The following is a 21467-nucleotide window of genomic DNA, read 5'->3' as shown; positions in this document are numbered from 1 at the left end:
TCGACCTAAAGCAACCCATTAGAAAAACTCAATTGCCCCATGCCCGCGACAGGATAGAACAAACCGGCAAGCAGGGGGCACACAATGTCAAAGCCAATTCCACAGCGCGGATCGAACGTCAGCCTGCCGCGCCGCGCCTGGGCCATCCGCCGCCACGCCCTACGCATGGGCGAGGTACAGGGCCAGGGCTATATCGGTCAGGCGCTTGGCGTTGCCGATGTGCTGGCCGTCGCCTGTTTTCACGCCACCCACTACCGCCCCGAAGACCCCGGCTGGGAAGGTCGCGACCGGTTCTATCTGTCCATCGGCCACTACGCCATCGCGCTTTACGCCGCGATGATCGAGGCCGGCATCCTGCCGGAGGACGAAATCGAAACCTACGGCATGGACGACAGCCGCATGCCGATGTCCGGCATGGCCTCCTACACCCCCGGTATGGAAATCACCGGCGGCAGCCTTGGTCAGGGCCTTGGCATCGCGGTCGGCGCAGCCATGGGCCTGAAACGCAAAGGCAACCCCGCCTTTGTCTACAACCTGATGTCAGACGGCGAACTGGGCGAAGGCTCAACCTGGGAGGCCGCGATGTCCGCCGCCCAACACAAGCTGAACAACCTGATCTGCCTCGTCGATTTCAACAACCAGCAGGCCGACGGCCCCAGCCGCGCCGCGCTGGCCACCACACCCGAAGCACCGAAATGGCAGGCCTTCGGCTGGCACGCGCAAGAGGTCGACGGAAACGACCTGCCCGCCCTCGTCCGGGCCTTCGACAATGCCCGCAACCATCCTGGCGACGCCCCGCGCGTGATCATCTGCAACACCCAGATGTGCAAGGGCGTCCCCTTTCTCGAGGCGCGCGACAAAACCCATTTCATCCGCGTCGACGCCGACGAATGGGCCAAGGCCCTCGCCCATCTCGACAGCGTGATCCCGGCATGACCCCCCTGTCTTCTTCTTGGCCCAAATACTCCGGGGGAGCGCCGCAGGCGCGGGGGCAGCGCCCCCATCCGCCCCACAAACAGGAGCGCCCGCAATGACCGACATCCCCTTCGGCGCCCATTCCCGCCGCAAATCGAAATACGCAGCCCGCAGCGTGCCCGGTGAAAAACTGGCCACCTCCGCCATGATCGCGTCGCTCGATGCCGAAGGGCGCGCAACCATCGCCGCCCCCTTTGGCCAGGCCCTGTGCGAATTGGCGGCAACGCGCGACGACATCGTCGGCCTGTCGGCGGACCTGTCGAAATACACCGACATGCATGTCTTTGCCGAACGATATCCCGACCGCTTTTACCAGATGGGCATGGCCGAACAGCTGCTGTTCTCGGCCGCCGCAGGCCTCGCCCGAGAAGGCTTTACCCCCTTCGCCACCACCTATGCGGTCTTCGCCTCGCGCCGCGCCTATGACTTCATCTGCATGGCGATTGCCGAGGAAAACCTGCCGGTGAAAATCGCCTGCGCCCTGCCCGGGCTGACCACCGGTTACGGCCCCAGCCACCAGGCCACCGAAGATCTGGCCATATTTCGCGGCATGCCCAACCTGACCATCGTCGATCCCTGCGATGCGGTCGAAACCATGCAAGCAACCCATGCGCTGGCCGCCACCCCCGGCCCCACTTACATGCGCCTTCTGCGCGGCAATGTCCCGGATGTGCTGGGCGAATACGGCTATCAGTTCGAACTGGGCCGCGCCAAGACCCTTCGGGACGGCAATGACGTGCTGTTCATCTCCTCCGGCTTCATGACCATGCGCACGCTTGACGCCGCCAAGGCGCTGGAGGCCGATGGCGTCGATTGCGCCGTGCTGCATGTGCCCACCATCAAACCGCTGGACGAGGCGACAATCCGCCTTGAGGCCGCCAAGACCGGCCGCCTGATCGTCACCGCCGAAAACCACAGCATCATCGGTGGCCTTGGCGAAGCCGTCGGTGCCTCACTGATGCGCGCCGGGGTGCAGGCCCGGTTCCGCCAGATCGCCCTGCCGGACGAATTCCTCGATGCGGGGGCGCTGCCCACGTTGCATGATCAATACGGGTTGTCGGTGCCACGCATCACGACCCGGGTAAAGGAGTGGCTTGATGAATGACACCTGTCTGATTGGCCTTGGCGCCATGGGAATGGGCATGGCCCGCAACATCCTCAAGGCCGGGATCGCCCTGCGCGGCTTCGATCTGTCCGAGGCGGCCCGCGCGCGGTTGACCGCAGCGGGCGGCACCGCTTTCGACAGCGCCGCCGAGGCCGCCACGGGTTGTGATCTGCTGCTGGTGATGGTGGTCAACGCCGCGCAGGCCCGCGCCGCGCTGTTCGACAGCGGCGTGGTTCAGGCGCTGACCCCGGGCGCCACCGTGATGCTGTGCTCCACCGTCGCCCCGGACGAGGCCCGCGCCTTGGCCGCCGATCTCGGGGCGGCAGGCCACATCATGCTGGATGCACCCGTATCGGGTGGTCAGGTCGGGGCCGAAGCGGGCACTCTGACGCTGATGACCTCGGGCGCCGATGCGGCCTATGCCCGCGCCGATGCAGTGCTGGAGGCCATCGCGGGCAAGGTGCACCGGCTGGGCGACGCGCCGGGGTTGGGGGCCACCTACAAGGTGGTGCACCAGCTGGCCGCAGGCGTGCATCTGGTGGCCGCCGCCGAGGTCATAGCGCTGGGCGCGCGCGCGGGCTGTGATCCCGAAAAGCTGTTCGAGATCGTCAGCACCAGCGCCGGGCGCAGCTGGATGTTCGAGGACCGCGTGCCGCGCATGTTGGCCGGGGACACTGCGCCCACCTCGACCGTCGACATTTTCGTCAAGGACCTTGGCCTTGTGCTGCAAACCGGGCGCGATTGCGCCACGCCCCTGCCGCTGTCCGCCGCCGCGCATCAGATGATGATTGCGGCCAGTGGCATGGGCTTTGGCGGGTTGGACGATTCCTGCGTGATCCGCGCCTACGAGGCGCTGACCGGCTATGGCACGAAATCCCCCAAAGGAGAGTAACCTGATGCTTCTCAAGTACAAAACCGCCATCATCACCGGCGGCGCCAGCCCGCGCGGCTTGGGCAAGGCCACGGCAAGCCTGTTTGCCGAACACGGCGCGCGGGTGGCGATCCTGGACCTGGACGCCGGTCAGGCCGCCGCCGCGGCCGCCGATCTGCCGGGGGCCGGGCACATCGGGCTTGCCTGCGATGTCACCGACAAAGCGGCCTGCCAATCAGCGGCGGATGCGGTGATCGCGGCCTTTGGGCAGGTCGATATCGTGGTGAACAACGCCGGGATCACCCAGCCGCTGAAACTGATGCAGATCGAGCCGCAGAACTATGACGCGGTGCTTGACGTGAACCTGCGCGGCACACTGTACATGTCGCAGGCCGTCATCCCGCATATGCGCGCGCGCAAAACCGGGGCCTTCGTCAACATCAGCTCGGTCTCGGCGCAGCGCGGCGGCGGCATCTTTGGCGGGCCGCATTATTCGGCGGCCAAGGCGGGCATCCTGGGCCTGACCAAGGCCATGGCCCGCGAACTGGCCCCCGACGGCATCCGGTCCAACGCGGTTTGCCCCGGCTTCATCGCCACCGACATCACCGGAGGCATGCTGACCGACGACATGATGGCGCAGATCCTTGAAGGCATCCCCATGGGCCGCGCTGGTCAGGCCTCGGACGTGGCGGGCTGCTGTCTGTTCCTGGCGTCGGACCTTGCCGCCTATGTGACCGGCTCCGAGGTTGACGTGAACGGCGGATCGCTGATCCACTGACCGCACGGCACGCGCGGGGGCCCCTCAGGTGTCCGCGCCGGCCACCAGCCAATCGCTGGCGCTGACCGTTTCGCACTGCAATTCATGCGCGGACAGGATACGCGCCAGCATCTTTTCGTGACCCGCCGCCTCGGCCTCGAGCCAGCCAAGGAACAGCCGCACGGCGCGGCGGGACAGGTTGCGTTCGGGGCACAGCGCCCAATAGGCCGGAAAGCGGATCACCGGCAGATGCGGCATCACCGGCACCAGCTGGCCTGCCTCGACCTCGGGGGCGGCAAGGGCCAGCGATTCCAGGCAGACCCCGGCCCCGTCCAGCGCCAGTTGCAGCGCCATGGACGACCGGTCCATCAGGATCGTCTTGCGGTTGGCCGTGGTCTTGATCCCCATGCGCCACAGCCACAGGTCCCACTGGCACAGGGCGCGGGCGCTGTCGATCAGGCGGGCGGCGTCCAGTCGGGCAGCGGGGTCCTTGGGCAGGTCAGCCAGATACGCGGGGCTGCACAGCGGCAGAACCAGATCGTCCAGAACCGCGCGTTCCGGATGGCCCTGCCAGCCCCCTGCGCCATAGCGGATGTCCAGGTCCATGATCTCGCGGTCGAAATCGGTGGGATCGGGGGCGGCGTCGACGCGCAGATCCCAATCGGGGTGACGGGCGACAAAACCCGACAGGCGCGGCCCCAGCCAGCGCACCCCGAAACTGGGCGTCACCCGCAGGTTCAAGCGCCGCGACTCGCGGCTTTGCCCCAGATGGGCCTGCGCGTCGCGCAACATGCGGATGGCGGCGGAACTGGCCTGAAACAGCTGTTCGCCTTCAAGCGTCAGGCGCAGGGCACGGCCCTGCCGGCGGAACAGCTTGACGCCCATCTGCTCTTCGAGCTGGCGGATCTGCTGGCTGACGGCCGAAGGGCTGACCGACAGTTCATCCGCCGCGCGGCTGAGCGAGCCGCGCCGCGCCACGCATTCGAAATGCAGATAGGCGTTCAGGCTGGGAGGACGGGCCATCGTGTGCCGAAAGAGAACAAAACTTCAGGCTGAAATTTCATTCTCCCCCAAGGTGCCCTAGTCCGCCGCGACCGTTTCCTGGCGCTGGCGACCCAGGCCATGAACCTCGATCTCCATCACGTCGCCGGGTTTCAGGAAACGCTGCGGTTTCATGCCCATGCCAACCCCCGACGGGGTGCCGGTGGCGATGATGTCGCCGGGCTGCAACTGCATGAACTGGCTCATGTAGCTGACGATCTGGCGCACCGAAAAGATCATGTCCGAGGTGTTGGAATCCTGTACCGTCTCGCCGTTCAGATCCAGCGTCACACGCAGGTTCTGCGGATCGCCCACTTCGTCAGCCGTCACCAGATAGGGGCCGGTGGGGCCAAAGGTCGGGGCCGATTTGCCCTTGATCCACTGGCCCAGCTTTTCGATCTGGAATTCGCGTTCGGACACGTCGTTGATGGTGCAATAGCCCGCCACGTGATCCAGCGCGTCGTCTTCCGACACATACAGCGCCGTCTTGCCGATCACCACGCCCAGCTCGACCTCCCAGTCGGCCTTGACCGACTTGCGGGGGATGACCACCGGATCAAACGGACCCGACAGCGCCGATGACGCTTTGGAGAACAGCACCGGTTCGGTCGGCGCGTCCATGCCGCTTTCCTTGGCGTGCAGCGCATAGTTCAGGCCGACGCAAAAGAAGTTCGGCACAGAGGCCAGGCAAGACCCGATGCGGCCCGGGTTTTCGACCACCGGCAGGCTGGCGATGTCGATGGCGCGGATCGCCTCCAGCGCCTCCAGCGACACGCCGGCCCCGGCGAAATCCGCGACCTTGCCCGACAGGTCGCGCACCTTGCCGTCGCTGTCCAGAATGCCCGGTTTTTCCTGTCCCTTGGGGCCAAAACGCAGAAGTTTCATTGGGTCCTATTCCTCTTGTCCGTGGCGGCCGCGGTCAGGCGGCCGGTTTGCTTGGGGTTTCGGGGGGCAGTTCCGTTTGCCCGTGTTCAAAGTAATCCTGCACGTTGATCAGCAGGTGTTCCAGATGGCTGTGCAGGTGGCGTTTGACCGCCTCCACGTCGCGGGCGCACAGCCCGGCCACGATGCCGTTGTGCTGCGCCAGAACCCGATCGCGCGACCGTTTGCGGCTGGCCGACAGATAGCGGGCCCGCCACAGCCGCGCCAGGATCGCACCATGGGTTTCAGACAGAACCGGGTTGTTCGCGGCGCGCACGATCGCCTTGTGGAATTCCATGTCCAGTTCGAACACGTCGATCATGTCGATGTCGTCATACAGCCGCGCCATGCGGTCCTGCAGTTCGCGGATTTCCTCGATCTGGTCATCGCTGGCGCGCACCACGGCCAGTTCACCGGACAGCATTTCCAGCGCGGTCAGCACTTCGATGTTGTCGGCCACCTCGCGCAGCGACAGTTCGGCCACCACAGGGCTGCGCGCCGGGCGCAGCAGCACCAGCCCCTCTTGGGCAAGGATGCGAATCGCCTCGCGCATCGGGGTCCGGCTGACCCCCATCTCCGCGGCGTTGTCGCGTTCCTTGACTTGTGCACCGGGCGCGAGTTTCCCGCGCAGGATGTCCCGGCGCAGTTGATTCGCGATCTGTTCCGGCAGCGTTCCTTCCGGCATTCGGCGGCCTTATGTCTGTTGTTTCACGCGCTTTGCCGCGTTCGCCTGCCCTCTCTGAGGCGGCCTCCCATTGATCAAATTTGGTATACCAAAAATCCTTGCCTGTCGACATGGGTTTGGTTAGCGTGGTTCCTCAAGATGGTATACCATCTATAAGCGGTGGGGACGCACCCCGCCAAATATCGAAATCCGGGTGGCTTGAGGAGGCTGCCCATGGGGAGGACAACATGAAGATCAAAACCCTTTTGAAATCCGCTGCCGTTGCGGCAGTTGCCGTCACTGGTTCGGCTGCCTTTGCACAGGACGTGACCCTGCGCATCCAGACGCACTATGCGACCGAGCACCCGACCGGTCAGCGCCTTGCGACCTTCATTGACGATGTCCAGACCATGTCGGACGGCGAAATCGCCATCGAGATGTTCTACTCGTCCTCCGTCGTCGCCACGACCGAAACCTTTGACGCCGCGATCAACGGCATCCTGGACTGCGACGCCACCGGCGGCGCCTATCAGACCGGCAAGAACCCCGCGTTCCAGTTCGTCGGCGACATCATGGGCGGCTATGACACCCCCTGGCAGCAGTATTCGTGGCTGTACCACGGCGACGGCTATGCCGCCGCGCAGGAACTGTACAACGCCCAGAACATGCAGCTGGTCGGCTGGGCCATCTACGGTCAGGAATCCTTTGCCTCGTCCAAGCCGATCGCCGGCCCCGAGGACCTGAAGGGCTGGAAATTCCGTTCGCCCCCGGGCATGGAAACCGAGATCTTCGAAAAGCTGGGCGCATCGCCCATCGTGATGGACTTTACCGAGATCTTTACCGCGCTTGAAACCGGCATCATCGACGGCGCCGACGCATCCGGCCTGGCCAACAACGTCGGCCTGGGTCTGTATGACATCGTCAAGCACGCCAACTATCCCGGCTTCCATTCGATGCCGTCGGACCACCTGGCCTGTAACCTGGACGTGTGGAACGGCCTGAGCGACAAGCACAAGCGCATCATCGACACCGCCTGGCAGAAGCTGGCGTTCCAGATCGCCCTGTACAACGAAAAGGCCAACGCCGAAGCCGCAGCCAAGCTGCAGGCCGAAGGCGTGACCCTGTACGACTGGTCCGCCGAAGACCGCGCCGCCTTCCGCAAGGCCGCTCAGGTTGCATGGGAAGACTGGGGCACCCGTTCCCCCGAAGCCGGTGCGCTGCTTGCCAGCCACAAGGCTTACCTGACCCAGCTGGGTCTGCTGAGCGAGTAATCGACCGGCCCGAGTGAAAAGCCGGATTCCGGCTTGCGGCGGGCCCCTTTTTCGGGGGCTCGCCTTTTTTTTCAACTCCGCAAGGCAGGGGGAGGAGGCTGAAAATGCAAGGAAACAGCCTATGGTTGGGGTCGCTCAGGCGACCTGTCAAAATGGCGATGATCGGGTTCGCCGGGCTGACGGCGCTTTTGTACGTCTGGCTGGTGATCAACCAGTTCATCAGCAGCGATCCGATCGGCATGCACGAGATGATCCGGCCTTCGGGGCGGCCGCTGGTGTGGCTGATGCTGATTTCGATTTCGGCGACGCTGTTGTTCACGTCGCTGTATCTGTCCGACACCAAGGGCGCGATCGAACAAGAGCCCGAAGGGTTCTTTGACATCCTGTCACTGGTCACATCCCGCATGGCGATGATCGCAACGGCGCTGATCGTACTGGTGATGTTCTACGAAGTGGTGTCGCGCTATGTCTTTTCCCGCCCGACGCTGTGGGCGAACGAATTGTCGCTGTGGATCGCGGCCTTTCTGTTCCTGTTTGCCGGGCAATACGCCATGCAGCAGCGCAGCCATATCCGCATCTACGTGATCTACGACATGATGCCGCGCTGGATGCAGAAGACCTCGGATTGCATTTCCGTCGGCCTGATCTGCGTCTTTACCTTTGCGCTGGTCTGGGGCGGCTACAACGACGCGCTGCGCCGGATGCTGCGGATGGAAACCTTTGGCACCGCCTGGGACCCACCCATTCCCGGCACGATCAAACCCGCCATCCTGTTCATCATCGTGCTGGTCACGATCCAGGCTGTTTCGAACCTGATCGCCGACTGGAACAAGGCACCCGAACATCATTCGGCCGACGATATCGACGAGATCGAGATCGAGAACATCCGCAAGACCCTTGAGGAGCCCAAGTAATGGTCGATATCGGCACACTCTCCCTTATCCTCCTGCTGGGCATGTTCGCCCTGCTGGCCATCGGGATGCCGCTGGGCTTTGCCTCGGCCTTCCTTGCGGTGGTCACGCTGGTGCTCAAGTTCGACGTGGATATCCTGTTCCGCTCGTTCGGGCAGGGCCCGCTGTCGGTCCTGGGCCAGGCGGTGTACCGCCAGATGACGAACTATGTCCTGATCTCGGTGCCCCTGTTCATCTTCATGGCGGCGCTGCTGGAACGATCCGGCATCGCCCGGGACATGTACACATCGCTGAACCAGTGGCTTAGCCGCGTACGCGGCGGCATCGCCTTTGTCACCTCGATCATGGCCGTCATCATGGCCGCCATGTCGGGCATCATCGGCGGCGAGGTCGTCCTGCTGGGCCTGATCGCCCTGCCCCAGATGCTGCGCCTGAAGTATGACCAGAACCTGGCCATCGGCACGATCTGCGCCTCGGGCTCGCTTGGTACCATGATCCCGCCCTCGATCGTCCTGATCTTTTACGGGCTGGTGACCGAAACCTCGATCAAGGCGCTGTTCACCGCGTCCTTCCTGCCCGGTTTCATGCTGGCCACCTTCTTCATCATCTACATCTACATCCGCACCCGCATCAGCCCCGAACTGGCGCCGCTGCCGCCCGAGGATCCCAATGATCCCAAGGGCCGCGAAAAGGGCCTGATGTTCCTGGGCTTCGTGTCGCGGTTCGGCATGTGGATCGTCGGCGTGCTGATCTTCCGCAACCTGTTCTTCACCGTGCTGGGCGAAAACACCGTGACCGAGGGCGTCGATCCGATTTTCCTTGGCATGGTGTCCGACCTGCCCTGGCTGATCGGCATGTTCGCCCTGTTCGCCGCGACGATGTTCCTGGTGGTCGGGCGCGAGCGCACCGCCAAGGGCTGGGAAATGGGCAAGGGCCTGATCGCCCCGACCGTGGTGATCGGCGTCGTGCTTGGGTCGATCTACGGTGGCATCACCGGGATCACCGAAGCCGCCGGCATGGGGGTTGTCGCGGTCTTCGTCATCGGTGCCATGCGCCGCGAGATGACCTTTGACATCGTCTGGGACAGCCTGATGCGCACGCTCAAGTCGACGGGCACCATCATCTGGGTGACCATCGGCGCCGCCGCACTTGCTGCGGCCTATACGCTGGCGGGCGGTCCGACCTATGTGGCCAACATGATCGTTGGCGCGGAAATGCCGACCATGGGCGTGATCTTTGTCATGATGTTCATCTTCCTGATCATGGGGATGTTCATGGACTGGGTCGGCATCGTGCTGCTGATCATGCCGGTGTTCCTGCCGATCGTGGTCAAGCTGCCGGCCGAAGAGATCGGCTATCTTGGCCACATCGACGCGCGCTATATCCCGATCTGGTACGGTGTGGTGTTCTGCATGAACATGCAGGTCAGTTTCCTGTCGCCGCCCTTTGGTCCTGCGGCCTTCTATCTGAAGTCCGTTGCCCCGGCGCATATCTCGCTGACCGACATCTTCCGCGGCTTCCTGCCTTTCATCGTGATCCAGCTGCTGGCCCTGTCGGTGCTGCTGATCTGGCCGCCGATCGTGACGATCTTCCTCTGATCCAGAGGCTGCTCCGGGGCGGTGGTTCTGCCGCCCCGGTTCCTTGTTCCAGCGCCCGTGCTGCCCTGACGGTGTGACCATCTCCGCGCTGGCGTGGCCCTGAATGTCCCCCGCTGCCGGAGAGCCCGATGCCGACAATCACCCAGCTAGACACCGATCACTACCTGATCCCCCTGCCCCGCGCGCTCGAGGATTCGATGCATGGCGTGATGACCGGGTTCGAGGTGATCACCACCCGCGTCACCGACAGCGATGGCGCGACGGGCGTCGGCTATACCTATACCTGCGGCGAAAATGGCGGGGCCATCGCCGATATCCTGGGCCGCGAAATGCCGCCTCGGGTAACCGGCCGCGACCCCGACATGATCGAAGCCCTGTGGCAAGACCTGTGGTGGGCCTTTCACTATGGCGGGCGCGGCGGACCGACGGTGCTGGCGCTGTCGGCCTTTGACATGGCGCTGTGGGATCTCAAGGCAAAGCGCGCAGGCCTGCCGCTGTACCGCCTGCTGGGCGGTTTCGATGCGGCGGTGCCGGTCTATGCCGGCGGCATCGACATCGACCTGTCGCCGCAGCAACTGGTCGATCAAACCCACGAAAACTTTGCCAAAGGGCACCGCGCGATCAAGATGAAGGTCGGGCGCGAACGGCTGTCCGAGGACGTGGCCAAGATGGCCGCCCTGCGCGATGCCTTTGGCCCCGACATGCCGCTGATGGCCGATGCCAACATGAAATTCACGGTCGATGGCGCCATCCGCGCCGCCCGCGCCTTTCGCAACTTTGACCTGACATGGTTCGAAGAACCGATCCCCCCCGACCATCCGCAGGGCCATGCCCGCATCGCGACCGAGGGCGGCATTCCCATCGCCTCGGGGGAAAACCTGCGCTCGCTTTGGGATTTCCGCACCGTGATCGAAGGCGGCGTGACCTTTCCCGAACCCGATGTGACCAATTGCGGCGGCATCACCCCTTTCATGAAGATCGCCCATCTGGCCGAGGCCTTTCACCTGCCCGTCACCAGCCACGGCGCGCACGACGTCACCGTGCACCTGCTGGCCGCCTGCCCCAACCGCAGCTTCATGGAGGCGCATGGCTTTGGACTTGAGGACTATATCGAAACGCCGCTGAACATCCGCGAAGGCAAGGCCATTGCCCCGGAAACACCGGGCCATGGCATCGTCTTTGACCGGGACAAACTGCAAAGGCTGCGCAGATGACCCTGATGCTGACCCCCCAGCAGATCAATTTCTTTGAAACCCAGGGCTATCTTGTGGTCGAGGACGTGCTTGATCTGACCACGCTTGAGGCGATCAAATCCGAATACGGCGCGCTTCTGGACGCCATGTACGACGATTGGCACGCCAAGGGCCGCGTTCCTCCGCCCGGGAACCAGGATTTCTGGCAAAAGCTGCTGACTGGCTACCGCGCCAAATGCGACTGGTTCCAGCCCATGGACATCAGCCTGCCCGGCGGTGAGATTGCCACCGACACGCCTTGCCACTTTGGCCCCGCCGTCTTTGACATGCTGACCAATCCGCGGCTTCTGGACATGGTTCAGGACCTGATTGGCCCCGAGATCACCTCGAACCCGATCCAGCACGTCCGGCTGAAACCGCCCGCCACCACCCTGCGCGGTGATGAGACCACGGCCCATATCATGGCCACCGACTGGCATCAGGACCGCGCCGTTGCCCATGCCGAGGGGGACAATACCGATATCGTCACCGTCTGGCTGGCGATCAACGATGCCACGCTGGAAAACGGCTGTCTTCAGGTGATCCCGGGCAAACCGCAGATGTACCCGCACTGCCCCAAGAAACAGACCGCCATCGCCGATGGCATGCTGGATCTGTCCAAAGCCACACCCTTGCCGGTCAAGGCCGGTGGCGCGGTGATCTTTCACCCGCTGACGCCGCATGCCTCGCTGGACAATACCAGCGGCGTGTTCCGCTGGAGCTTTGACATCCGTTACAACGTGACCGGCCAACCCACGGGCCGCGCGCATTTCCCGGATTTCGTGGCGCGCTCGCAGTCTGCGCCGGAAACCGAGCTGAAAGACTGGAAAACCTGGGAACAGATGTGGCACGACACCCGCGCGCGCCTTGCCCCCAAACCGCATATCCCCATTCACCGCTGGACGGGTGACGCCCCGGCCTGCGCCTGACGCTGAAAAGATTTTTCGCCGAAAAATCTTTTCTCCCTCAACCCGATGAGACCAAGCATGAAAACCGTTCGCCTGTCTGACGCCGACAATGTCGTCACCGCCATCACCGCCCTTGAAACCGGCGCCGACGGCGCCATCCAGCTGATCCCCCGCGGCCACAAGATGGCCACGCAGGACATCGCCAAGGGGGCGCCCGTCTACAAATACGCCCAGGTGATCGGCTATGCCGCCGAGGATATCGCCAAGGGCGCGCATGTGCATACCCACAACCTTGAATTCCGCAACGTGGATACCGAGTACGAATTCGGCACCAACCTGCGCCCCGTCGCCCCCGCCACCAGGCAAGACAGCTTCATGGGCTACCGCCGCGCCACCGGCCGGGTCGGGACGCGCAATTACATCGCCGTTCTGACCAGCGTGAACTGTTCGGCCACCGCCGCGCGGATGATCGCCAACCATTTCACCGATGAAAAGCTGGCCGAATATCCCAATGTCGATGGCGTCGTCGCCTTTGTGCACGGCACCGGTTGCGGCATGGCGGGCAGCGGCGACGGGTTCGAGGCGCTGCAACGCGTGATGTGGGGCTACGCGAAAAACCCCAACGTCGGCGCGGTCCTGATGGCCGGTCTTGGCTGCGAGATGAACCAGATCGACTGGCTGGTCGAGGCCTATGGCCTGCAACCCGGCCCCCTGTTCCAGTCGATGAACATCCAGGACGTCGGCGGGCTGCGCAAGACCGTCGAGCTGGGCATCAAAAAGATCGAGGCCATGCTGCCGCTGGTCAATCAAGCAACGCGCACCGAATGCCCCGCGTCCGAACTGATGGTCGCGCTGCAATGTGGCGGATCGGACGCCTGGTCCGGCATCACCGCCAACCCCGCTGTCGGCTATGCCTGCGATCTGCTGGTCGCCCAGGGCGGCACCGGCGTGCTGGCCGAAACGCCCGAGATTTACGGCGCAGAACACCTGCTGACCGCCCGCGCCGTCGATCGCGCCACCGGCGACAAGCTGATCGGCCTGATCAAGTGGTGGGAGGATTACACCGCCCGCAACAAGGGCAGCATGGACAACAACCCCAGCCCCGGCAACAAAAAGGGCGGGTTGACCACCATCCTTGAAAAAAGCCTTGGCGCGGCGGCCAAGGGCGGCACAACCCCGCTGACCGGCGTCTACAAATACGCAGAACCGGTGACGGCCCGCGGCTTCACCTTCATGGACAGCCCCGGCTATGACCCGGCGTCCGTCACAGGCCAGATCGCCAGCGGCTGCAACCTTGTGTGTTTCACCACCGGGCGCGGATCGGCCTTTGGCGCGAAACCCAGCCCTTCGATGAAGGTCGCCACCAACACCGAGATGTACAACCGCATGACCGAGGATATGGACATCAACGCCGGCACCATGCTCAGCGATGGCAAATCGCTGGAGGAGGTGGGCCGCGAGATTTATGACATGTGGCTGCGCATGGCCAGCGGCGAGAAATCCAAATCCGAGGCGCAGGGCCTTGGCGATTTCGAATTCGTGCCGTGGCAGATAGGGGCAGTGATGTAATGGCCCCGCTTCCCCTTTGCGTCATCGGCGCGGGTTCTATCGGGCAGCGCCATATCGAAGTGGCGGGCCTGTCGGACCGCATCCGCCTGACCGCCGTGATCGAACCCCACGCGCCCTTGCGTGAAAAGCTGGCGCAACAGGGCCTCCCCATGGTCGCCAGCATCGACGAGGTCCCCGCCGATACCCGCGCCGCCGTGATCGCGACACCAACCCAGGACCACCACGCCAGCGCCATGGCCTGCCTGTCGCGCGGCTGGGCGGTGATCGTCGAAAAGCCCACCGGCGCCACCCTGGACGAGGCGCGCGAAATCGTGGCACAGGCTGAAACCAAGGGCCTGCCGCTGTTCACCGGCCACCACCGCCGCTGCCACCCCTTTTCCATCGCCGCGCGCGATGCGCTGGCAGACATCGGCGATCTGGTCGGTGTTCAGGGCCTGTGGTCCCTGCGCAAACACGACACCTATTACGATGTGGACTGGCGCCGCGCCCCCGGCGCGGGCCCGCTGCTGACCAACCTCACCCATGAAATCGACCTGCTGCGCTTTTTCGTCGGAGAAATGACCGAGGCCAGCGCCCTGCTGTCCTCGGCCCGGCGCGGGTTCGTGATCGAAGACACCGCCAGCATCGCCTTCCGCTTTGCCAACGGCGCGCTGGGGTCTTTCCTGATTTCCGACGCGGGCGCTTCGCCCTGGTCGTTCGAGGCCGCATCCTACGAAAACCCCGCTATCGCCGGATCGGGCGAGGACTATGTCCGCCTTGTCGGCAGCGCGGGCGCGCTGGCCTTTCCGTCGCTGACCCGCTGGGGCCGCAGCGCCCCCGGGGAAATCGAATGGTCCAAACCGCTTGGCCGCACCGACGGTCAGTCCTTCGACAGGATCGACCCATTGCTGGCCCAGATCGACCGTTTCGCCGCAGTCGTTGCAGGGGCCAGGGACGATGTGTTGTGCACCGGCACAGACGGCATCAAGGCCATGGAAATGACCCTTGCCGCCGCGCTTTCGGGGCATCAGGGACACCCCGTCAAGGCAGGCGAGGTTCCCGGCGATTACAAAGGAGTATGAGATGAGCAAGGAACACATCGGTTTCATCGGCCTTGGCCTGATGGGCCGCGCCATGGTCGAATGCCTGCAAAAGGCCGGCCACCCCGTCACCGTGCTGGGCAACCGCGACCGCACCGGCGTCGAAGAGGCCCTGTCGCGCGGCGGCCAAGAAGCGGCAAATGCCCGCGACCTGGCGGCGCAGACGGATATCGTGATGCTTTGCGTCGGCACCAGCGCCCAGGTCGAAAGCCGCATCTATGGTGACGACGGCGTGCTGGCGGGCGTCAAACCAGGGCAGATCGTCATCGACTTTGGCACCTCCCTGCCCGGCTCGACGCTGAAGATCGGCGCGGATCTGGCGGCAAAGGGCGCGGTCTATCTGGATGCCCCGCTGGGCCGCACCCCGGCCCATGCCAAGGACGGGTTGTTGAACATCATGTGCGCAGGCGACAAGGCGGCCTATGACAAGGTGAAACCGGTGCTCGATACCTTGGGCGAAAACGTCTTTCACCTGGGAAAGCTGGGCAATGGCCACACCATCAAGCTGATCAACAACTTTTTCGCCATGACCACCGCCAATGCCATGGCCGAGGCCTTTGCCATGGCCGATGCGGCGGGCATCGAACGCGACGACCTGTTCAATGTGATGGCTGCCGGGCCGAACCGGTCGGGCATGATGGAATTCGTGCGCAACTACGCGGTGGACGGCAAGATCGACCTTGCATTTTCCGTCGCCAACGGTGCCAAGGACGTCGGCTATTACCGCCAGATGGCGGCTGATCTGGGCAAACATTCGCGCATGTCCGGGGCCGCCGATGCAACCCTGCGCGAAGCGCGCGACAGCGGCGCAGGTGATATCATGGTGCCGGAAATGGTCGACTGGATGGTTGAAAACTTGGGAAAGAAAACATGAGACTTGCAGGCAAACGCGCCTTTATCACCGCCGCAGGCCAGGGCATTGGCCGCGCCATTGCCGAAGGCTACATTCGCGAAGGTGCCATCGTGACCGCCACCGACCTGAAGGGCGACCTGCTGGAAGGGCTGCCCTGCGAAACCTTTGCACTGGACGTCACCGACAAGGCGGCCCTGACCCGCGCCGTGCAGGATGCCGCGCCTGACATTCTGGTCAACTGCGCGGGCTATGTGCACGGCGGCAACATCCTCGAAGCGACGGACGAGGATTTCGACTTTGCGATGATGCTGAACGTACGCTCGCAGTTCCATTCGATGCAGGCCGCCCTGCCCGGGATGGTCGAACGCGGCGGCGGCGCCATCGTCAATATCGCCTCGGTCGCGGGCAGCATCCTGGCGGCGCCCAACCGCTGCATCTACGGCACCTCCAAGGCCGCCGTCATTGGCCTGACCAAATCCGTCGCCAAGGATTTCGTAACCCAGGGTATCCGCGTCAATTGCATCTGCCCCGGCACCGTCGACAGCCCGTCGCTGCATGACCGGCTGCGCGCCATGGGCGACTACGAGGCGGCGAAAAAGGCCTTTGTCGCGCGCCAGCCCATGGGCCGCGTCGGCCTGCCCGAGGAAATCGCGCATCTGGCGATCTACCTTGGGTCGGACGAAAGCGCGTTCACCACCGGCCAGTCGCATATCGTCGACGGCGGCTGGGCCAACGGCTAAGGCAAAGGCGGGGCACGACCCCGCCCAACGGGACCGGATCACCACATGTCAAAAGCCATCCCCAGAGAGGACCGCACTGCCGCCGGCGTGCTGCTCATGGCGCTGGCCGTGGTCTTCTTTACCTGCATCGACAGTTCCGCCAAATGGCTGATCGTCGGCGGGCTTCCGGCGCTTCAGGTGGTCTTTGTCCGCTACCTGGGGCATTTCATCGTCGCCGTCACGCTTTACGGCGCGCAAGAGGGCCGCGAGGCGTTCAAATCGAACGCCCCGGTCAAACAGCTGTTGCGCTCCTTCTTCCTGCTTGGCAGCACGGTCTTCAACTTTACCGCGCTGCAATACCTGCCGATCACCGTAACCACGACCATCACCTTTGCCGGACCCATCGTCGTGACCCTGCTGGCGATCCCGATCCTTGGAGAAAAGGTCGGCCTGCGCCGGATCATTGCGGTCTGTGTCGGGTTCATCGGGGTGCTGGTGGTCATGCAGCCCTGGGGCGTGGGGTTCCACCCGGCGATGTTCCTCAGCCTTGCCGCCCTGTGCATGGCCTCGATGTATTTCATCATGACCCGGCTTCTTGCGGGGGTCGAAGGCAATGCAACGCAACAGATCTGGTCGTCCGGCTTTGCCGCGCTGGCGCTGGTGCCCTTTGTCCTGCAGGGCTGGACCTGGCCCACGGGCGTCGACTGGATCGCCTTTGCGCTGATCGGCGTCTTTGGCGCGTCTGGACATATCGCGGCAACCATTGCGCACCGCTGGGCCGATGCCTCGATCCTGGCGCCGGTGATCTATATCCAGCTGTTCCTGGCGGCGCTTGCGGGGGTGCTGCTGTTCGACACATGGCCGACGGTCTGGACCCTGGGCGGAGGGCTGATCATCATCGCCTCGGGCCTCTATATCTGGCAACGCGAACGCACCCTGCGCCGTACCAAATGAAAACGGGCAGGGTTTCCCCCGCCCGCTTCCCATCCACATGCGCCCGGTTCAGCCGCGCCCGATATAGGGCATCGCGCTGGCCATGACGGTCATGAACTGCACATTGGCGTCCAGCGGCAGACTGGCCATGTGCAGCACCGATTTCGCCACGTTCGACACATCCATCACCGGCTCGACCGCAATGCTGCCATCCGCCTGCGGCACGCCCTTGGTCATCTTGGCGGCCATGTCGGTCAACGCATTGCCGATGTCGATCTGCCCGCAGGCGATGTTGAACGGCCGCCCATCCAGCGAAATCGACCGCGTCAGACCCGTCACCGCATGCTTGGACGCCGTATAAGGCGCCGAGCCCCAGCGCGGCACATAGGCACTGACAGAACCGTTGTTGATGATCCGCCCGCCCTGCGGGTCCTGCCGCCGCATCCGGGCAAAGGCCGCCCGCGCACAGACAAAGGACCCGGTCAGGTTGATGTCGATACAGTTGCGAAAATCATCGACGCTGATCTCGTCAATGGTGCTGCCCATAACCGACACACCGGCGTTGTTGAACAAACAATCGATGCGCCCCCAAACCTCCAGCGCCTTGTCAAAGGCGGCATCCACCTGCGCCTCGTCCGACACATCACACGGCAGCGCCAGCACACCCTCATGCGCCGCGGCCATCTCCTCCAATGGTGCGGCCGAACGTCCGACAACGCCCACCTTCCAGCCAGCCTCCAGAAACGCCTCGGCGCAGGCCTTGCCAATACCCCGGCCCCCGCCGGTGATGATGATCGTCTGGGCCATACCGCCCCTCCCTGTTTCCAATTGCCCCAAATATCCCGGGGGAGTCGCAAAGCGACGGGGGCAGCGCCCCCAAAGCCGGACCAGTATTTTGGCCCAAAACCCCTTCCGCCTCTCCCCGATCCCTCAGTGATTGTCCCTTGGCAGATCCTTTGCGATCCGTTGATAGGCCGTCGCCAGCTCCAGACAGCCGCCATCCGACAACTGCCCCACGTGCTTGCGATAGATCTCTTGCCAGGGCGTCTGGTGGTGCAGCTCCGGCGCCTCCCAGGCGTCGATCCGGGCCTGCCATTCCTCCGCCTCGACCAGCGCATCCATGCGCGAGGCGTTCAGATCCAGCCGTACCCGGTCACCGGTCTTGAGATAGGCCAGACCGCCGCCCACCACCGCCTCGGGCGAGGCGTTCAGGATCGACGGGCTTTCCGACGTCCCCGACTGCCGGCCATCCCCGACCGTGGGCAGATGGTTGATCCCCGCGCGGATCAGGGCATCAGGCGGCTGCATGTTCACCACCTCTGCGCTGCCGGGGTAACCGACACAGCCGACATTGCGGATGAACAGGATGCAGTTCTCGTCAATCCCAAGCGCGGGATCGTTCAACCGGTCATGGTAATCCTCCGGCCCCTCGAACACGATGGCGCGCGCCTCGTAGACGCCCTCATTCCCCGGCTCGGACAGGAACCGTTTCTGAAAATCCGGAGAGATCACGCTGGTCTTCATCAAGGCACTGTCGAACAGGTTGCCGGACAAGACCTTGAACCCGGCGTTCTTGCGCATCGGCGCGTCATAGGTCTTGATCACGTCATGGTCCTGGCTGTCGACACCGGCCAGGTTGGCGCCCATGGTGTTGCCCGTCGCGGTCATCACCCCCTGATGAATGCGCCCCGCCTTCATCAATTCGCCCATCACCGCAGGCACCCCGCCCGCGCGGAAAAAGCTTTCGCCCAGGTATTCGCCCGCCGGCTGCATGTTCACCAAAAGCGGCACGTCAAAGCCGACGGTCTCCCAATCCTTGACGTCCAGCGCCACCCCCGCATGACGCGCAATCGCCTGCAGATGCGGCGGCGCGTTGGTGCTGCCGCCAATCGCCGCGTTCACGACGATGGCGTTCTCAAAGGCCTCGCGCGTCAGGATGTCCGACGGTTTGAGATCGTCCAGAACCATCTGCACGATCCGTTTTCCGGTATCAAAGGCCATGGCCATGCGTTCCCGGAACGGCGCGGGAATGGCGCTGTTGCCGGTCAGGGACATGCCCAGCGCCTCGGCCATGGCGTTCATCGTGCTGGCCGTGCCCATCGTGTTGCAATGCCCCAGCGACGGCGCCGAGGAACAGACCCGGCTCATGAATTCCTCGTAGTCGATCTTGCCCTCGGCCAGCAGACGCCGCGATTCCCAGACAATCGTGCCGGACCCGGCGCGCTTGCCCTTCCACCAGCCGTCCAGCATCGGCCCGCCATTCAGCGCAATCGCCGGAATGTCGACCGTGGCCGCGCCCATCAGCATGGCCGGCGTTGTCTTGTCACAGCCCGTGGTCAGCACCACGCCGTCCAGCGGATAGCCGTGCAGCACCTCGACCAGCGACAGATAGGCCAGGTTGCGGTCCAGCGCCGCCGTGGGCCGCTTGCCGGTTTCCTGAATGGGGTGCACCGGGAATTCCATCGGCACGCCGCCCGCCTCGCGGATGCCCGCCTTGATCCGGTCCATCAGGAACACGTGGATCTTGTTGCACGGCGCCAGATCGCTGCCCGTGTTGGCGATGCCGATGATCGGCCGCTCGCCCTGCAGTTCCTCGCGGGTAAAGGTCGAATTCTGATAGCGCTCGACATAAAGCGCCGTCATTCCCGGATTGTTCGGATTGTCGAACCACTCTTGCGAACGGAACCGCTTGTTGGCGCGTGTGTCTGACATGATGTCCTCCCTTTCGCCGGGCGCGATTCCCGCATCTACCGGCAGCTTGCAGCAGCATTTCAATTTGGTATACCAAATGCAAGGGATAGTGACATGGCCAAGGGGGAAGGACGCGATGAAACCGACCGCAATCGCAGGGGTGCTTTTGCTGCTGAGCACTCTGGCCAGCCCCGCCAGCGCCGAGGTCGACCTGACCAGCGTCGACGCCTGCATCGCCCAGGCCCGCAGCGACGGGCAGCCCCCCACCGCCTGCATCGACGCCGCCCATGCCGCCTGTCAGGCCGAACCCGGCGACAGCCACATGGTCGCCGCGCTCTGCTATGCTCAGGCGCGCGAGATCTGGGGCAACGGCATCCGCGACCGCATGAGCGCGATCACCGCCACGGCGCCGGAAAAGCTCGCCGCCATCGCGGGGATCGAAGTGAAATATGACCTGATCGCCAACCTCACCCAATGCGACCGGATCGAGGAACTCTCGCGCCTCGGCGACGCCACTGGCGAGGAAATCCAACGCCAAAAAGCGCGCTGCGAGGCAACCGCCTCGGGGCTGGCCTACCTGCGGCTGGTCTGGCGCTCGGCCGACCTGCCCGAAAAGGAGCAATGAAATGATCGAAGAGCCTCCCTTCCTGACCATCGTGCAATCGCGCCCCCGCCCCACTCAGGCCCAGATCGACGCCTTCAAAGGCGTCAGCACCGGTTTCGTCTGTGACGCGATGGCCGGGATGGGTGCGCTCGATACCGCCATTGCCCCCATCGGCTTTGGCCGTGACTACGATTGCACGATGGTCGGCCCGGCGCTGGTCGCCGACAATGGCGCGGCGGAAATCCTCGCCACGCTGGCCGCCGTCAACCTGATCCAACCCGGCGACGTGGTGATCGCCGCGGTGCATGGGCACCAGGGCTGCTCGGCCTCGGGCGACCAGCTGATGGGCATGATGAAGAACGCGGGCGCCGCGGGCTTTGTCACCGATGGTCCGATGCGCGACTACGAAGGCATCGTCGAGGTCGGCCTGCCCGCCTTCTGCACCGGGCTGAACCCCAACTCGCCCTACGCAAACGGCCCCGGCACGGTGGGCGGCGCGGCCATGGTCGGCGGGCGCATGATCGCCACCGGAGACATGATCATCGCCGACCGCAGCGGCGTGGTCGTCGTCCCTCTTGCCCGCATCGACGCGGTGCTTGAAAAACTCGAACAGGTCAAACAGCTCGAGGCCGAGCTCGAAGCCAAGGTCGCCGCTGGTTTCCGAACCCCCATGGACCTCGACGCGCTGGTCGCCGAAGGCAAAGCGGTCCTGCAAGACTAAACGCTGCCCCTCCCGGTTTCCATTTGCCCAAAATATCCCGGGGG

21 protein-coding genes are annotated in these 21467 nt (G+C 64.2%); 16 read left to right on the top strand and 5 right to left on the bottom strand.

Annotated elements, in window-relative coordinates:
- The first annotated feature begins 84 nt into the window (after positions 1-84).
- The 4 genes from QF118_RS09330 (at position 85) to QF118_RS09315 (ending at position 3729) form a co-directional block, all read left to right on the top strand.
- Positions 85-936, top strand: a complete 852-nt coding sequence (locus QF118_RS09330) for a transketolase (RefSeq protein ID WP_282302351.1) — start codon at positions 85-87, stop codon at positions 934-936.
- Positions 937-1030: 94 nt separating this feature from the next.
- A complete protein-coding gene (locus tag QF118_RS09325) occupies positions 1031-2080 on the top strand; it encodes a transketolase family protein (RefSeq protein WP_282302350.1) in 1050 nt (349 codons plus the stop codon).
- Complete coding sequence (gene ltnD, locus QF118_RS09320; RefSeq protein ID WP_282302349.1) at positions 2073-2972, top strand: L-threonate dehydrogenase; 900 nt, start codon at positions 2073-2075, stop codon at positions 2970-2972. Before QF118_RS09325 ends, ltnD begins: the two co-directional genes overlap by 8 nt.
- A 1-nt stretch (position 2973) precedes the next feature.
- Complete coding sequence (locus QF118_RS09315; protein WP_449441508.1) at positions 2974-3729, top strand: SDR family NAD(P)-dependent oxidoreductase; 756 nt, start codon at positions 2974-2976, stop codon at positions 3727-3729.
- 24 nt (positions 3730-3753) lie between these two features.
- Here QF118_RS09315 and QF118_RS09310 read toward each other — a convergent pair whose 3' ends face one another.
- Genes QF118_RS09310 through QF118_RS09300 form a run of 3 tightly spaced genes read right to left on the bottom strand, consistent with a single transcriptional unit; the run spans position 3754 to position 6355 of the window.
- On the bottom strand, positions 3754-4731 hold the full coding sequence (locus QF118_RS09310) for a LysR substrate-binding domain-containing protein (RefSeq protein ID WP_282302347.1): 978 nt from the start codon (positions 4729-4731) through the stop codon (positions 3754-3756).
- A gap of 57 nt (positions 4732-4788) precedes the next feature.
- A complete protein-coding gene (locus tag QF118_RS09305; protein WP_282302346.1) occupies positions 4789-5634 on the bottom strand; it encodes a fumarylacetoacetate hydrolase family protein in 846 nt (281 codons plus the stop codon).
- 34 nt (positions 5635-5668) lie between these two features.
- Complete coding sequence (locus tag QF118_RS09300) at positions 5669-6355, bottom strand: GntR family transcriptional regulator (protein WP_282302345.1); 687 nt, start codon at positions 6353-6355, stop codon at positions 5669-5671.
- A gap of 227 nt (positions 6356-6582) precedes the next feature.
- On the opposite strand from QF118_RS09300, the gene QF118_RS09295 reads away from it, so the two are divergent.
- The 10 genes from QF118_RS09295 (at position 6583) to QF118_RS09250 (ending at position 17428) form a co-directional block, all read left to right on the top strand.
- Positions 6583-7605, top strand: a complete 1023-nt coding sequence (locus tag QF118_RS09295; RefSeq protein WP_282302344.1) for a TRAP transporter substrate-binding protein — start codon at positions 6583-6585, stop codon at positions 7603-7605.
- Positions 7606-7757: 152 nt separating this feature from the next.
- On the top strand, positions 7758-8519 hold the full coding sequence (locus tag QF118_RS09290) for a TRAP transporter small permease subunit (protein WP_282302343.1): 762 nt from the start codon (positions 7758-7760) through the stop codon (positions 8517-8519).
- Positions 8519-10114: a TRAP transporter large permease gene (locus QF118_RS09285; protein WP_282302342.1), complete on the top strand. Its 1596-nt coding sequence runs from the start codon at positions 8519-8521 to the stop codon at positions 10112-10114. The genes QF118_RS09290 and QF118_RS09285 overlap by 1 nt, the downstream gene beginning before the upstream one ends.
- Before the next feature lie 128 nt (positions 10115-10242).
- The gene (locus tag QF118_RS09280; protein WP_282302341.1) at positions 10243-11328 is read left to right on the top strand and encodes a mandelate racemase/muconate lactonizing enzyme family protein; all 1086 of its coding nucleotides are present in this window, start codon (positions 10243-10245) and stop codon (positions 11326-11328) included.
- On the top strand, positions 11325-12275 hold the full coding sequence (locus tag QF118_RS09275; protein WP_282302340.1) for a phytanoyl-CoA dioxygenase family protein: 951 nt from the start codon (positions 11325-11327) through the stop codon (positions 12273-12275). The genes QF118_RS09280 and QF118_RS09275 overlap by 4 nt, the downstream gene beginning before the upstream one ends.
- A gap of 57 nt (positions 12276-12332) precedes the next feature.
- Positions 12333-13823 (top strand): UxaA family hydrolase, encoded by a 1491-nt coding sequence (locus tag QF118_RS09270; RefSeq protein WP_282302339.1) that lies wholly within the window; start codon positions 12333-12335, stop codon positions 13821-13823.
- The gene (locus QF118_RS09265; RefSeq protein WP_282302338.1) at positions 13823-14884 is read left to right on the top strand and encodes a Gfo/Idh/MocA family protein; all 1062 of its coding nucleotides are present in this window, start codon (positions 13823-13825) and stop codon (positions 14882-14884) included. The genes QF118_RS09270 and QF118_RS09265 overlap by 1 nt, the downstream gene beginning before the upstream one ends.
- A 1-nt stretch (position 14885) precedes the next feature.
- Positions 14886-15776, top strand: a complete 891-nt coding sequence (locus QF118_RS09260) for an NAD(P)-dependent oxidoreductase (RefSeq protein WP_282302337.1) — start codon at positions 14886-14888, stop codon at positions 15774-15776.
- Complete coding sequence (locus QF118_RS09255) at positions 15773-16495, top strand: SDR family oxidoreductase (RefSeq protein WP_282302336.1); 723 nt, start codon at positions 15773-15775, stop codon at positions 16493-16495. Before QF118_RS09260 ends, QF118_RS09255 begins: the two co-directional genes overlap by 4 nt.
- A gap of 45 nt (positions 16496-16540) precedes the next feature.
- Positions 16541-17428 carry a DMT family transporter gene (locus QF118_RS09250; RefSeq protein WP_282302335.1) on the top strand — a complete coding sequence of 296 codons (888 nt, stop codon included), beginning with the start codon at positions 16541-16543 and terminating at the stop codon, positions 17426-17428.
- A 48-nt stretch (positions 17429-17476) separates the two neighbouring features.
- Here QF118_RS09250 and QF118_RS09245 read toward each other — a convergent pair whose 3' ends face one another.
- Positions 17477-18214 (bottom strand): SDR family oxidoreductase, encoded by a 738-nt coding sequence (locus QF118_RS09245; RefSeq protein ID WP_282302334.1) that lies wholly within the window; start codon positions 18212-18214, stop codon positions 17477-17479.
- A gap of 123 nt (positions 18215-18337) precedes the next feature.
- A complete protein-coding gene (locus QF118_RS09240; protein WP_282302333.1) occupies positions 18338-20119 on the bottom strand; it encodes an IlvD/Edd family dehydratase in 1782 nt (593 codons plus the stop codon).
- A gap of 115 nt (positions 20120-20234) precedes the next feature.
- Between QF118_RS09240 and QF118_RS09235 the strand changes: the two genes are divergently transcribed.
- A complete protein-coding gene (locus tag QF118_RS09235; protein WP_282302332.1) occupies positions 20235-20723 on the top strand; it encodes a hypothetical protein in 489 nt (162 codons plus the stop codon).
- A gap of 1 nt (position 20724) precedes the next feature.
- Positions 20725-21423, top strand: a complete 699-nt coding sequence (locus QF118_RS09230) for an RraA family protein (protein ID WP_282302331.1) — start codon at positions 20725-20727, stop codon at positions 21421-21423.
- The last annotated feature ends 44 nt before the right edge of the window (positions 21424-21467 follow it).

Origin of the sequence: Tropicibacter oceani (assembly GCF_029958925.1) — a bacterium.
Lineage (GTDB): Bacteria > Pseudomonadota > Alphaproteobacteria > Rhodobacterales > Rhodobacteraceae > Pacificoceanicola > Pacificoceanicola oceani.
Note: the sequence above shows the minus strand (reverse complement) of the source record. Positions and strands in the feature narration are given on the sequence as shown.

Excerpts from the sequence above, each read along its gene's own strand:
- QF118_RS09330 (WP_282302351.1), top strand. The coding sequence starts at position 85 with ATGTCAAAGCCAATTCCACAGCGCGGATCGAACGTCAGCCTGCCGCGC.
- QF118_RS09325 (WP_282302350.1), top strand. The coding sequence starts at position 1,031 with ATGACCGACATCCCCTTCGGCGCCCATTCCCGCCGCAAATCGAAATAC.
- ltnD (WP_282302349.1), top strand. The coding sequence starts at position 2,073 with ATGAATGACACCTGTCTGATTGGCCTTGGCGCCATGGGAATGGGCATG.
- QF118_RS09310 (WP_282302347.1), bottom strand. The coding sequence starts at position 4,731 with ATGGCCCGTCCTCCCAGCCTGAACGCCTATCTGCATTTCGAATGCGTG.
- QF118_RS09305 (WP_282302346.1), bottom strand. The coding sequence starts at position 5,634 with ATGAAACTTCTGCGTTTTGGCCCCAAGGGACAGGAAAAACCGGGCATT.
- QF118_RS09300 (WP_282302345.1), bottom strand. The coding sequence starts at position 6,355 with ATGCCGGAAGGAACGCTGCCGGAACAGATCGCGAATCAACTGCGCCGG.
- QF118_RS09295 (WP_282302344.1), top strand. The coding sequence starts at position 6,583 with ATGAAGATCAAAACCCTTTTGAAATCCGCTGCCGTTGCGGCAGTTGCC.
- QF118_RS09290 (WP_282302343.1), top strand. The coding sequence starts at position 7,758 with ATGGCGATGATCGGGTTCGCCGGGCTGACGGCGCTTTTGTACGTCTGG.
- QF118_RS09285 (WP_282302342.1), top strand. The coding sequence starts at position 8,519 with ATGGTCGATATCGGCACACTCTCCCTTATCCTCCTGCTGGGCATGTTC.
- QF118_RS09280 (WP_282302341.1), top strand. The coding sequence starts at position 10,243 with ATGCCGACAATCACCCAGCTAGACACCGATCACTACCTGATCCCCCTG.
- QF118_RS09275 (WP_282302340.1), top strand. The coding sequence starts at position 11,325 with ATGACCCTGATGCTGACCCCCCAGCAGATCAATTTCTTTGAAACCCAG.
- QF118_RS09270 (WP_282302339.1), top strand. The coding sequence starts at position 12,333 with ATGAAAACCGTTCGCCTGTCTGACGCCGACAATGTCGTCACCGCCATC.
- QF118_RS09265 (WP_282302338.1), top strand. The coding sequence starts at position 13,823 with ATGGCCCCGCTTCCCCTTTGCGTCATCGGCGCGGGTTCTATCGGGCAG.
- QF118_RS09260 (WP_282302337.1), top strand. The coding sequence starts at position 14,886 with ATGAGCAAGGAACACATCGGTTTCATCGGCCTTGGCCTGATGGGCCGC.
- QF118_RS09255 (WP_282302336.1), top strand. The coding sequence starts at position 15,773 with ATGAGACTTGCAGGCAAACGCGCCTTTATCACCGCCGCAGGCCAGGGC.
- QF118_RS09250 (WP_282302335.1), top strand. The coding sequence starts at position 16,541 with ATGTCAAAAGCCATCCCCAGAGAGGACCGCACTGCCGCCGGCGTGCTG.
- QF118_RS09245 (WP_282302334.1), bottom strand. The coding sequence starts at position 18,214 with ATGGCCCAGACGATCATCATCACCGGCGGGGGCCGGGGTATTGGCAAG.
- QF118_RS09240 (WP_282302333.1), bottom strand. The coding sequence starts at position 20,119 with ATGTCAGACACACGCGCCAACAAGCGGTTCCGTTCGCAAGAGTGGTTC.
- QF118_RS09235 (WP_282302332.1), top strand. The coding sequence starts at position 20,235 with ATGAAACCGACCGCAATCGCAGGGGTGCTTTTGCTGCTGAGCACTCTG.
- QF118_RS09230 (WP_282302331.1), top strand. The coding sequence starts at position 20,725 with ATGATCGAAGAGCCTCCCTTCCTGACCATCGTGCAATCGCGCCCCCGC.